We start from the raw sequence: 12,243 nt of genomic DNA on the forward strand, positions 1-12,243 counted from the left end.
GCTCGTCAGTAAAACGCTTCTTCACGTCCAATCTCCTTCGGGGTAGGGAATTGGACTCCAAACTGAGGCGCTACTCAAAATCGGGGGGACGTCGGGAGGGAGAGGGAAGCAGGCATTCGGATGATCTGTTACCGCCGCGCAAGCGATTTGCATCCTGCGCGCAGGCAACGCTTTATTCCTGCACGCAAGCGTGTCCTACTGCCGTATGCGGGAGAAGGTGACCAAGGGCGGATCTGCAATTTTCTGAGCAACCGCAGTGAAAAGAAATCCGTAATCTGCAGGTGTTGAACGTGCTTGTCTCCAAGCGTTCGCTCAATGGTCACACGCACGTTTACCGCTCCGAATCCCCGCCCTCGTCATAACCACGCGGTGTAAACAGGTCCGGTTGGATCAGTTCGATAAACGCGCGTGCCTGTGGCGACAGATACTTGCCCTTGCGCACCACCACGCCATAGCTGCGGGTCGGGAAATAATCCTTGAGTGAGCGCGTGGCGAGCTTGTCGCGGTCGGCATCGGTGACGCAGATCGCGGTGACGATGGAGATACCCATGCCCATCGCCACGTATTGCTTGATCACTTCCCAGCCGCCCACTTCCAGCGCCACGGTGTAGGGCACTCGCGCTTGCTGAAAGATGAGATCGACCAGGCGATAGGTCACCTGCCGGCGCGGCGGCAGGATCAACGGATACGGGGACAGGTCCTGCAGCGAGACGCTGGCTTTGCTGGCCAGTGGGTGATCGGGTGGGGTGATCAGCAATTGCTCGAAACGATACACCGGCGCGTAGTTGAGGTCGGCCGGGACGTCCAGCATCGAGCCGATCGCCAGATCCACCGCGTCTTCGCGCAGCAGGTCGGTGCCATCGGCGCTGATCGCGTTGTGCAGGGTCAGGCGCACCTCCGGGTGACGTGCGCGGAAGTTTTCCACGATGCGCGGCAGCAGGTACAGGATGGTGGAACTGTTGGCGGCGATAGTGAGTTCACCGGCATCCAGCCCGCGGACCTTCTCGCGGAAGCTCGCCTCCAACCCGTCCAGGCTTTCCACCAGCGGCAGCGCCATGTCGTACAGCAGCTGGCCCTCGCGGCTGGGTGCCAGCCGCCGCCCGGAGCGCTCGAACAAGGCGACGCCGAGGTCGCGTTCCAGCGCCTGCAACTGCAAGGTCACCGCCGGCTGGCTGACGTACAGCGCCTCAGCTGCCCGTGAGACCGAGCCCAATCGGACGGTCTGGCAAAACGCACGCAGCGGCTTGAGACGGTCGGATTTGTAGGAAAATCGAGGGGTTGGCGCCATGGGTGCGGTTAAATCCAGATAACTATAAGTACAGCTTATTTACTGCATTGATAAAACTGTTTTGTCAAATAGCTGCCGTCGGCGCACGGTGGGGTTCCGGACGCACTAGGACTTCCACCATGTCTGCCACCGCTTTGGCTCCCCGCTCCAACGAACACGCCACCCCCGGGCTGGCGCTGACCACCCAGGTGTCTGGCCAGGCAGAACTGCTGCCGGCGGCAGCGCTGGCCTTACTGGTGTCGCTGCACCGTGCGATCGAACCCGGCCGCCAACGCTGCCTGGCGCAGCGGCAAACCCGTCAGGCCGACTTCGATGCCGGCCAGTTGCCGGACTTCCGCCCCGATACCCGCGCCATCCGCGAGGGCGACTGGCGCGTGGCCGCGCTGCCGTCGGCGCTGCAGGACCGTCGCGTCGAAATCACCGGCCCCACCGATCCGAAGATGGTCATCAACGCGCTGAACTCCGGCGCCAAGGTGTTCATGGCCGACTTCGAGGATTCCACCGCGCCGACCTGGCGCAATCTGCTGGCCGGTCAGCGCACCCTGGCCGCCGCCGTGCGCGGCGATCTGACATTCGATGCGCCCAACGGCAAGCACTACGCGCTGCGCCCCGAAGACGAGCGCGCCGTGTTGATCGTGCGCCCGCGCGGTTGGCATCTGGATGAGAAGCACGTGCGCATCGATGGCCAGCCGCTGGCCGGTGGGCTGTTTGACGCGGCGCTGTTCGCCTTCCACAACGGACGCGCGCTGTTGGCCAGGGACATAGGCCCGTATCTGTACCTGCCCAAGCTGCAGAGCATGGAAGAGGCCGCGCTGTGGGAGACCGCGCTGGCGCATATCGAGGCGATGCTCGGTTTGCCGCATGGCCAGATCAAGGTCACCGTGCTGATCGAAACGCTGCCGGCGGTGTTCGAGATGGACGAGATCCTGCACGCGCTGCGTGACCGTATCGTGGGGCTCAATTGCGGGCGCTGGGACTACATCTTTTCGTATCTGAAAACCTTCCGTGCGCACCGCGACCGCGTTCTTCCCGAACGCGGCCAGGTCACCATGACCCAGCCGTTCTTGAAGGCGTATTCGGAGCTGCTGATCAAGACCTGCCATCGGCGTGGTGCACATGCGATGGGCGGCATGGCGGCGCAGATCCCGATCAATCACGACGAAGCCGCCAACGAGCAGGCGATGGCGCGCGTGCGTGCCGACAAGTTGCGCGAAGTGACCGCTGGCCACGATGGCACCTGGGTGGCGCATCCGGCCTTGATTCCGGTGGCGATGGCCCTGTTCGACGAACATATGCCCACCGCCCATCAGCAGCATGTGTTGCGCAACGATGTGCAGGTGACGCGCGATATGCTGATTGCACCTTCGCCGGGCACCGTCACCCGCGCCGGTTTCGAGGGCAATGTCGAAGTCTGCGTGCGGTACCTGGCCGCCTGGCTGGACGGCAATGGCTGTGTGCCGATCCATCACCTGATGGAAGACGCCGCGACTGCCGAAATCAGCCGCGCACAACTCTGGCAGTGGTTGCATCACCGGACGCACCTGGACGACGGCACTGTCATCGATCAGCAGTTATTGCAGTCCGCGTTGCGTGCGCTGCCTGCACGCCTGGGTTCGACCGACACGCTGCCCGGTGCGACGCGGATCAACGAGGCGATCGACTTGCTGGAAACACTCAGCCGCGCCGATGAACTGGCCGATTTCCTCACCGTGCCGGCATATCGCTTGATCGACTGATCGACACGCTGCAGCGACACGCCACAGCACGCTTGCTGTCGCTGCAACCCATCAACGCAACGCACTACGTCAATACCGCACACCGCCCGATTGCGCCCACGTGCAACGACGGCCTTGCCATGTCTTGAACAGACCTCAACGCGCAATTCCTTGCTCGTTGCATCCGCCGTATTCCTGTCAGGAGAACGCACCATGAGCAACACACTGCAGACCGCCGAACAGATCCAGAAAGAGTGGGCCAGCAACCCGCGCTGGGCCGGCATCACCCGCAACTACACCGCCGCCGATGTGGTGCGCCTGCGCGGTACCGTGCATGTCGAGCATTCGTTGGCGCGGCTGGGCGCGGACAAGTTGTGGACCGCGCTGCATGCCACGCCGTTCGTCAATGCGCTGGGCGCACTGACCGGCAACCAGGCGATGCAGCAGGTGAAGGCCGGCCTCAAGGCGATCTACCTGTCCGGCTGGCAGGTGGCGGCCGATGCCAATCTGGCCGGGCAGATGTATCCGGACCAATCGCTGTACCCGGCCGATTCGGTGCCGGCCGTGGTCAAGCGCATCAACAACACCTTGTTGCGTGCCGACCAGCTGCATCACGCCGAAGGCAACGACGATATCGACTTCCTGCAGCCGATCGTGGCTGATGCCGAAGCCGGCTTCGGCGGCGTGCTCAATGCCTTCGAGCTGATGAAAGCCATGATCGAAGCCGGCGCGGCCGGCGTGCACTTCGAAGACCAACTGGCGTCGGTGAAAAAATGCGGCCACATGGGCGGCAAGGTGCTGGTGCCCACGCGCGAGGCGATCGAAAAGTTGAATGCCGCACGTCTGGCCGCCGACGTCTCGGGCGTGCCCACCTTGCTGATTGCACGCACCGATGCCGAAGCGGCCGATCTCATCACCAGCGATGTCGATACAAACGATCAGCCGTTCACCACTGGCGAGCGCACCGTCGAAGGCTTCTTCAAGACCCGCAACGGGCTGGATCAGGCGATCAGCCGCGGGCTGGCTTACGCACCGTATGCAGATCTGATCTGGTGCGAGACCGGCAAGCCGGACCTGGAATTCGCGCGTGCGTTTGCGCAGGCCATCCATGCAAAATTTCCCGGCAAATTGCTGGCCTACAACTGCTCGCCCAGCTTCAACTGGAAGAAGCACCTGGACGACGCCACCATCGCCAAGTTCCAGACCGAGTTGGCAAGCTATGGCTACAAGTTCCAGTTCATCACCCTGGCCGGCTTCCACGCGCTGAACTACGGCATGTTCCATCTGGCCCACGGGTATGCCCGCCGTCAGATGAGCGCCTTCGTCGAGTTGCAGCAGGCGGAATTCGCCGCAGCGGACATGGGGTTCACCGCAGTCAAGCATCAACGCGAGGTAGGCACCGGTTACTTCGATGCGGTGACGCAGGCAATTCAGCAGGGCCAGTCGTCCACCACGGCACTGCGTGGCTCCACCGAGGAAGAGCAGTTTCATGGGGACAAAGCGGCCTGAGCAGCTGCCATATGCGCGACCGTCCGCCGCGCATATGGCAGGCATCCTGCCTGCGCCAGTTGTTTCAAGCATCTGTGTATTGCCGCCGGTGGACCGGCAGCGTGGGCCCGCAGCATGCCCCGATGGTTCACCACGCCGTCACGACGGGCTCGGGAAACCCAGCCCTACTTCTTACTGCAATACCCGACAGCTTGTCTCACAATAAATGAGAAGCGATGTGACCTGGTACTGAACAAGGCGCTCCTGTAGGATTTGTCCGTGGGCTAACGCTGTATGTCGGCCTAAGGAAACCGGAATGACTTGCCACAATGCTGCGGGCGCAGTCGAGCCGACGGGGGGCATCGCAAAGACGCTGTCGGACGGGCTGCATGCACTGATGAGCGCCGAGGAACTGGCGTTTTTCGCCCGCTTTGGCCGTGCCCGTACGTTAGCCGCAGGCCAGGCGTTGTTCGAGCGCGGTGCGGTCGGCACGCAGATGTTCATCGTGGTCAGTGGCCAGATCGACCTGGATTTCGGCGAGGATCTGATGCTCAAGCACCTGGGTCCGGGCGAATTCTTTGGCGAGCTTGGCCTGCTGATCGGCGACCACGCCCGCAGTGCCGGTGCCAGCGCCGCGACCGACAGCCGCTTGATCGAACTGGCGCACGCCGATTTCCAGCGTCTGGTCGATCACGACCCGTCGATGGTGGCGCATTTCCTGCGCCGCACCATCGTGCGCGTGGTCAACAACGAGCAACTGCTGATCCGCCAACTGCGCCGCCGCAACCATGATCTGGAAGCGGCGTTGGACAACCTCTACGTCACCTCGCACCAGCTCAACCACACCGAAGAACTCAGCCGGACCGACGAGCTCACCGGCCTGCATAACCGGCGTGGCCTGGCCCTGCATCTGCAGGAATGCCGGCGCGCAGGCAACGTGCCCGGCGTGGCGCTGATCCTGATCGACTGCGACCGTTTCAAGCGCATCAACGATGAGTTCGGGCATCTGGCCGGCGATCGCATGCTGCAGAACGTCGCCCACGCGCTGCGTTCGGTCATCGCCGAAGGCGATCTCGCCTGTCGCCTGGGTGGCGACGAGTTCTGCGTGCTGGTCGCGCAGGGCACCAGGGAATTGGTGCATCACATCGGCGAATGCCTTGTGCGCGCGGTAGATGCGCGGTTATGCAATGGGCCCAGCGAGCAGGGCTGCTCGGTCAGCGTGGGCTTGTGCATGATCGATCCCGATGCGGCCTGGAACGACTGGTACACGCTGGCCGACAGCGCGCTATACGATGCCAAGCGGCAGGGCGGCAATATGCTGTGCATGCATGAAGCGCCCGTCTCGGGCACGGGCAACCTGTTCGCGTCGGACGGTAGCTGAGCAATGAGCGCACGCACCCACGCACGCAAGGACGCGTCGTCGGAGGCGATCAATGCACCGCGTCTGCGCACCCTGCTGCTGACCGATCTATGCGATTCCACCGCCCTGGTCGAACGCATCGGCGACAACGCCGCAGCAGCCTTGTTCCGCGAGCACGATCGGCTGGTGGTCAAACTGCAGCAGCACTGGCGCGGCCGATTGATCGACCGCTCCGACGGTCTGCTGCTGTTGTTCGATCGGCCCATCGATGGATTGGGCTTCGCACTGGATTACGCGCGCGGGCTCAGCGCGATGGGCGCGGCTCACACGTTGACGCTGCGTGCGCGCCAGGGCTTGCATGTCGGCGAAGTGCTGACCTGGCGCAACAGCGACGAAGCGGTCAGCATCGGCGCCAAGCCGCTGGAAGTGGAAGGCCTGGCCAAGCCGACCGCCGCGCGCCTGATGTCGATGGCACGGCCGGGTCAGATTCTGGTCTCGGCCGTTGCCGAGTCGCTGACCCACCGCGCCGCCCGCGAGCTGGGCAACCGCGCCGAGCGCATCCTCTGGAAATCCCACGGCCGTTGGCGCTTCAAGGGCGTGCCGACGCCGATGGAGATCTACGAGGTTGGCGAAATCGGTCTGACGCCGTTGCGCTTGCCGAAGAACTCAGCCAAGGCGTGGCGCGATATCCCGCTATGGCGGCGGCCGGCGGCGTTGATGACCGAGGTCGCGTTGATCCTCGTCACTGCAGGTGTTCTCTGGTTCTCTGGACGTTCAGAACCCGCCATCGCATTTGCCGAACGTGATTGGGTCGTGGTTGGCGATCTGCATAACCTCACCGACAGCGCAATGCTGGATGAGCCGTTGCAGCAAGCCTTGCGGCTCAGTCTTCAACAGTCCAAGCACGTCAATCTGGTTTCGGAGAAACGTGCGCACGACATGCTGGAGTTGATGAAGCAAAGCGACCGCGCCAAGGTCGACCGCGCGCTGGGTGCGCAGATCGCAATGCGCGCTGGGGCGAAGGCACTGATATTGCCGAGCGTGGCCGATGTCGGCGGGAACCTGCGGGTTACGGTGGAGGTGATCGACCCGGTCACGCAGGCAACGGTGTACATGTACAAGTCGGAAGGCAGGGGGCAGCGTTCCCTTCTTTCCTCGATCGACGCCGTCAGCTCCAATCTGCGAGAAGGACTCGGCGAAACGCTCGCATCCATCAAGGCCAACTCTGCCCCACTACCGCGCGTGTCCACCGCCAACATGGATGCATTGAACGCCTACGCACTTGCGCAGCGCGAGTTTGGCGTCGGACATTATCTGCGCGCGCGGGATTACTACCTCAGGGCCGTCGAGCTTGATCCGACATTTGCGTTGGCACATGTCGGCGTAGCGCGCTGTTACTTCTATCTGGACAATATCCAGCTTGGCCTGCCGTATCTGGAGAAGGCCTTTTCGCAGAGAGGGAGGCTGCCTCCGCGCGAGCAGGTGTATCTCGATGCCTGGTACGCACAGATCAAGGACCCTGCCAACGCCTACGAAAAATGGATGCAGATGGCCAATCTGTATCCGGACGATTTCGCTGCGGCCGAAAATACGGCGTACGCACTGGAAGCGCGCAATCGCTACAGTGAGGCGCTTGTCTACGCCAAGCGTGCGGCATCGTCGCGCTACGATTTCGATCCGCTGTCGTTGGAGCTGGTCGGCCGGATGCAGCTGGCGCTGGGAGAAACCAAGGAAGCCTTGTCGACCTTTCGTGCCGCAAGAAGTGCCGGCCTGGCATCGGCAGCAGTCTGGGAGGCAGTGAGCCTTGCAGTACTGGGCGACTTCTCGGCCGCCCACGCCATCTGGCCTGCAAACGAGCGCCTGGATGTGGCCTACTTCGATCAGGTGTCCATCTACCTGGACGAACGGCGCAGCGACAGGGCGCTTCCAGAGATCGAGCGCATCTCCGGCGGCATCGATCGCAGCTCGACCCGCTACCGGCAGTCGCTGGTTGCCAAAGCGGCGACGCAGTATGCGCTGGGTAACCGTACCGCCGCGCTGGCAACCATCAATGCAACGGTTCCTGCCGTGTTGTCGAGTATTGCGACCAGTGAGAATAGAAGTAGCCAGCGTTCCGATGCCGTGGTCGCCGCAGCTCTGGCGCTGCTCGGGCAGCGGCTAGGAGATGACACTGCTGCCAACGCGGTGCTGCAGGTAGTGATGACACGCCCGGAGTTGAGCAGGATGCCGCCCATCAGCGAGTTGATCGCGCTGTTGCAAGCACGCACCGCGCTTCTGGAAGGGCATGCCAATCAGGCCGTCCAACTATTGAAGCCGCATCTGGACGGGAATGAGGCATATCAGGCCCATGTCGTTCTCAAGGAGGCCTATATGGCCCTGGACGATCAGCGTGCTGTATCGGCCGAAACCAGATGGTTGAAGAATGCGCATGGACGAGCCTATGCGGAGTTCGGGGGATGCGGGTGGTGCCAGCAGCCGATGAATGTCTTCGATGCGGCGATGGCTGGCGGCAAATAAAGCAACGTCTTACCTGCCGCCATGCCGTCACTTCTTGAGCTGAGGCGAAGAGCCTGACGGAACATTCAGGCGGATCGGCTGCATATTGGCCGACGAGGTCAGGCTGGTGTGGATGTCATCGCGTGCCTGCGCAATGGCGGTCTTGTCGGCCAGTGCGTCCACCTTGAGCTGCGAGGCAAGCAGCTCGGCATCTTCCGTGGGGTGACCTACCTGCACGAGAGCGGCCTTCGGGTCTTTCTTGAATAGCTCGCGAAATCCGTCGTCGGTTGCCAGAAGGTCCAACAGCTTGTGTGCGACGTCCGGTTGCAGTGGGGTGGGGCGCTTGTCGGTCTCGGTCATGGTCTTCAACGGTAGGGTGCGTTCAAGAAATCTAGTTCCTGACCGTTAGAAGATCAATCTAAAGATGAGCATAGAAGCATGCGGGTGAGGCGTTGTGCGGTTGTCTACCTTGAGCCAAGGGAATCTGTCGGGATCGACCTGGCCGATCTATGCGCAGGAGGTTCGGGTGCATCGCGAACGCAGTGTTGGATCGCACTGGCTCCGCATCTGCAGTCCGAGTGTGTGCTGACCGATGCCGATGTCATTGCGCTTGGTCGTTTCAGTCCGAGCCAGTGGCAGGACGGAAGTATGGTTGATGACGCCTCGGCCGTTCGTTCATTGCTGGAAAAAGGGCTGTTGGTGAGCGACGATGCGAGCGCGCATCCGGCTCAACAGCGTGATGCCGTGCAGCGCAGTAGCCAGTGGCACCCACTGGCTGCGACGTATCACGCATTCACGCGCTGGAACGATGTGGACTCTGCCAAGGCCTCCAAGGATGCTGGCGCTGAGACGGCGGCCGCCTTGCTCAAGACCTTCGGGCCTCCACCACCCGAGCAGATCCTGCGTGGTGCGACTGGGCAGATTCGCCTGCCGCGTGGCGAAGAAGAGTATCTGGACGGCATCCTGCGGCGGCGCACGACGTGCAGGAACTTCGAAACCGACGCGCAGATGGAGTACGCGGTTTTCGCGAAAATCATGGAACGCACCTTCGCTGCGAATGCCGTGCTGCAGGCCGATGCACAAACCGTTTTTCTCAAGCGCTCCAGCCCGTCGGGCGGCGGCCTGCATCCGCTGGATGCCTATCTCCTGGTCAGGAACGTGTCGGGCCTTGCAGATGGGGTGTATCACTATCTGCCCATCGACCATGCTTTGGAGCCGTTGCAGCTCGATGCAGTGGATTTGCAGCAAGCCGCCCTGAAAATCCTGGCGGGACAGGATTGGTTCGCCAATGCACAGGTGATTGTGGCGCTGTGTCCGCGCTACTACCGCAATTTCTGGAAGTACCGCGCGCACGCAAAAGCGTATCGCGCACTGGCGCTGGAAGCGGGGCATTTCTCTCAAACGCTGTACATGGCCGCGACCGACATGGGGCTGGGTGCCTTCGTCACCTGTGCGATCAACGAGATCCAGGTGGAAGCACTGTTTGGACTGGAGCCGATCATGGAAGGTGTGCTGGCGATCTGCGGCTTCGGCGTCCGCGGTGAGGTCATGCAGACCATGGAGCTCGATCCGAACAATGAAGTATGGGCGCGCCCCTAGCCTGGCGGAGTGCGAGAGCGCCTGGCAGCGAGCGATGCCAGATGATCCAAACGGATGCGTTTCCGATGATGGCCGGGCCGTTGTGATAGCGCGCTTCCAAAAAAACGCTATCGCGGCTATCTGGGTTGCATCCTCACGCCTGAATCGGATGGGGGAGACGCCGCTGCCAATCGCAACGACGCCTCCCAGCACCCGACGTCTCTCCCAGCGCTAGCGCCGAATCGCCTGCGTATGCGTCTTCAACGCTTCGCTCAGACCCTTCACCTTGTCCGCGCCTTCCGGTACGGTGATGCTGGAGCCGGCCAGGTCTTCGCCGATCGGTTGCACGCGGCCGCCCAGGCATTGGCCGAGGAAACTTTCGGTCACGGCGTTGAAGGCCTTGTTGTTTTCCGGGCGCTTGAAGCCGTGGCCTTCGTCGGGGAACAGGACGTAGGTCACCGGGATGTTCTTGGCCTTCATCGCGTTGACGATCTGGTCGCTCTCGGCCTGTTTGACGCGCGGGTCGTTGGCGCCCTGGCCGATCAGCAGCGGCTTGCTGATCTTGTCGACATGGGTGAGCGGTGAACGTTCGGTCAGCCACTGCTTGCCGGCGGCGGTGGCCGGGTCGCCCATGCGCTTGGTCAACTGTTTGTAGAAGCTGGCCCAGTACGGCGGCACGGTGCCGAGCAGGGTATTGAGGTTGGCCGGGCCGACGATGTCCACGCCGCACTTGAATGCGTCCGGGGTGAAGGTCAGGCCTGCCAGCGTGGCGTAGCCGCCGTAGCTGCCGCCCATGATCGCGACGTCGTCGGGCTTGGTCACGCCCTGCTTGACCGCCCACTGCATCGCATCGAGCAGGTCGTCGTGCATCTTGGCGCCCCACTCGCCATTGCCGGCATTGGTGAACGCCTTGCCGAAGCCGGTGGAGCCGCGGAAGTTGACCGACAACACCGCATAGCCGCGATTGGCCAGCCATTGCTCGTACGGTCCGTAGCCATAGCTGTCGCGCGCCCACGGGCCGCCATGTACGAACATCACCAACGGTACCGGCTTGTCGGCCTTGCCGTCATGGTTTGCATCTGCCTCGGCGGGCAGGGTGAGGTAGCTGACCAGCTTGAGGCCGTCGCGTGCGGCGAGCTCCTGCGGCCACATCGGGACCAGCGGCTTGCCATCCAGCGCCGGGCGGGCAGAGAACAGTTTGGTCAGCTTGCCGCCGTCGGCGCGATCGTAGCGGTAGTAGGTCAGCGGTGTTTCTGCTGCCGAATAGGCAACGATCCAGATGCGGTCGTCGAGCGTGCGTGCCGTAACGTTGGCATCGCCGGCGCCAAGTGATTTGAGTTTCTGCAGATCGGCGGCAATGCCGTTGTCCAGCGCCTTCCATTCCTCGCGCAGGTAGTCGGTGGACACCGCTTGCACCACGCCGGTCTTGGGGTCGTTCAAGGTGGCGCCGACATCGGCGCGCGCGTTTTCGAACAGCAGCGTACGCGCGTTGCTGGCGGTGTCGATGGCATACAGCGCGGCGGTGTCGCGGTTGCGCGAATCCTGCATGTAGAGCGTCTTGCCGTCGTCGGTCAGCCCGTCTGGCGAGGTGTTGCTGACATCTTCGAATGGAATGCGGTCCACGCTCTTCCAGCGATTGCCATCGGGCACCAGCAGCTCTATGCCGGCATCGTCGGTGGCACGGGTGGCGTAGCGCAGCTGGTAGTTGCCATCGAGCAGATAGGAATCCAGGCTTTCGGTGTTTTTATGCACCAGGCTGCGCTTTCCCGTGGCCAGGTCCACCCGATACAGGTCATGCCATTTGGCGTCGCGGTCGTTCATGCCGACCATGATCGCGTCGGGGTGTTGCGCGCTGACCCCAGCCACCTCGGCGTTGGTCTTCGTGAAAGGTGTGAGGTCCTTGCTGCTGCCATCGGTCAGATCGACCGCATACAGATGGAAGTCTTCATCGCCGCCGTTGTCGCGCAGATACAGCAGCGTATTGGGTTGATGGGTCCAGAAATAACTGCGGATGCCGCGTGCGGTGTCCTTGGTGATCGCGCGGGCCTGATCCGGTGCGTCCACCGATGCGACCCACACATTGAGTACGCCATCCAGCGGTGCCACCCAGCTGAGGTACTTGCCGTCAGGGCTGATGCTCACGTTCGACCGCTCGGGATTGCCGAACAACGCATCGCGTGTGATGAGCTCGGGCGGCGCCGCTGGTGCTGGCGTAGCAGATGCGGGCGTTGCGGCCGTGTCGGTGGCGGGTGCGGTGTTGTCGCTGCAGGCAGACAGCGCCAGCAGCATGCTGGACACAAGAAGCAGGCGTTGCATGG

At 62.7% G+C, this 12,243-nt stretch carries 8 protein-coding genes; 5 read left to right on the plus strand and 3 right to left on the minus strand.

Annotated features, from left to right (window positions below):
- Nucleotides 1-331: 331 nt before the first annotated feature.
- On the minus strand, nucleotides 332-1,288 hold the full coding sequence (locus GGR62_RS19225) for a LysR family transcriptional regulator (protein ID WP_184409439.1): 957 nt from the start codon (nucleotides 1,286-1,288) through the stop codon (nucleotides 332-334).
- A 119-nt stretch (nucleotides 1,289-1,407) separates the two neighbouring features.
- Between GGR62_RS19225 and aceB the strand changes: the two genes are divergently transcribed.
- From aceB to GGR62_RS19245, 4 genes are all read left to right on the plus strand, one after another.
- Complete coding sequence (gene aceB / locus GGR62_RS19230) at nucleotides 1,408-3,024, plus strand: malate synthase A (protein WP_184409440.1); 1,617 nt, start codon at nucleotides 1,408-1,410, stop codon at nucleotides 3,022-3,024.
- Nucleotides 3,025-3,216: 192 nt separating this feature from the next.
- Nucleotides 3,217-4,512 (plus strand): isocitrate lyase, encoded by a 1,296-nt coding sequence (aceA, locus tag GGR62_RS19235; protein WP_184409441.1) that lies wholly within the window; start codon nucleotides 3,217-3,219, stop codon nucleotides 4,510-4,512.
- A 295-nt stretch (nucleotides 4,513-4,807) separates the two neighbouring features.
- Nucleotides 4,808-5,872: a GGDEF domain-containing protein gene (locus GGR62_RS19240; protein ID WP_184409442.1), complete on the plus strand. Its 1,065-nt coding sequence runs from the start codon at nucleotides 4,808-4,810 to the stop codon at nucleotides 5,870-5,872.
- 3 nt (nucleotides 5,873-5,875) lie between these two features.
- Nucleotides 5,876-8,368: a putative peptide modification system cyclase gene (locus tag GGR62_RS19245; protein ID WP_184409443.1), complete on the plus strand. Its 2,493-nt coding sequence runs from the start codon at nucleotides 5,876-5,878 to the stop codon at nucleotides 8,366-8,368.
- A gap of 27 nt (nucleotides 8,369-8,395) precedes the next feature.
- On the opposite strand, the gene GGR62_RS19250 is transcribed toward GGR62_RS19245, so the two are convergent.
- Nucleotides 8,396-8,707, minus strand: a complete 312-nt coding sequence (locus GGR62_RS19250) for an NHLP-related RiPP peptide (protein WP_184409444.1) — start codon at nucleotides 8,705-8,707, stop codon at nucleotides 8,396-8,398.
- A 78-nt stretch (nucleotides 8,708-8,785) separates the two neighbouring features.
- Between GGR62_RS19250 and GGR62_RS19255 the strand changes: the two genes are divergently transcribed.
- Complete coding sequence (locus tag GGR62_RS19255; RefSeq protein ID WP_184409445.1) at nucleotides 8,786-9,946, plus strand: putative peptide maturation dehydrogenase; 1,161 nt, start codon at nucleotides 8,786-8,788, stop codon at nucleotides 9,944-9,946.
- A 210-nt stretch (nucleotides 9,947-10,156) separates the two neighbouring features.
- On the opposite strand, the gene GGR62_RS19260 is transcribed toward GGR62_RS19255, so the two are convergent.
- The gene (locus GGR62_RS19260; protein WP_184409446.1) at nucleotides 10,157-12,241 is read right to left on the minus strand and encodes a S9 family peptidase; all 2,085 of its coding nucleotides are present in this window, start codon (nucleotides 12,239-12,241) and stop codon (nucleotides 10,157-10,159) included.
- Nucleotides 12,242-12,243: the final 2 nt, after the last annotated feature.

The sequence above is a fragment of the Xanthomonas sp. 3075 genome, assembly GCF_014197275.1.
GTDB lineage: Bacteria > Pseudomonadota > Gammaproteobacteria > Xanthomonadales > Xanthomonadaceae > Xanthomonas > Xanthomonas campestris_B.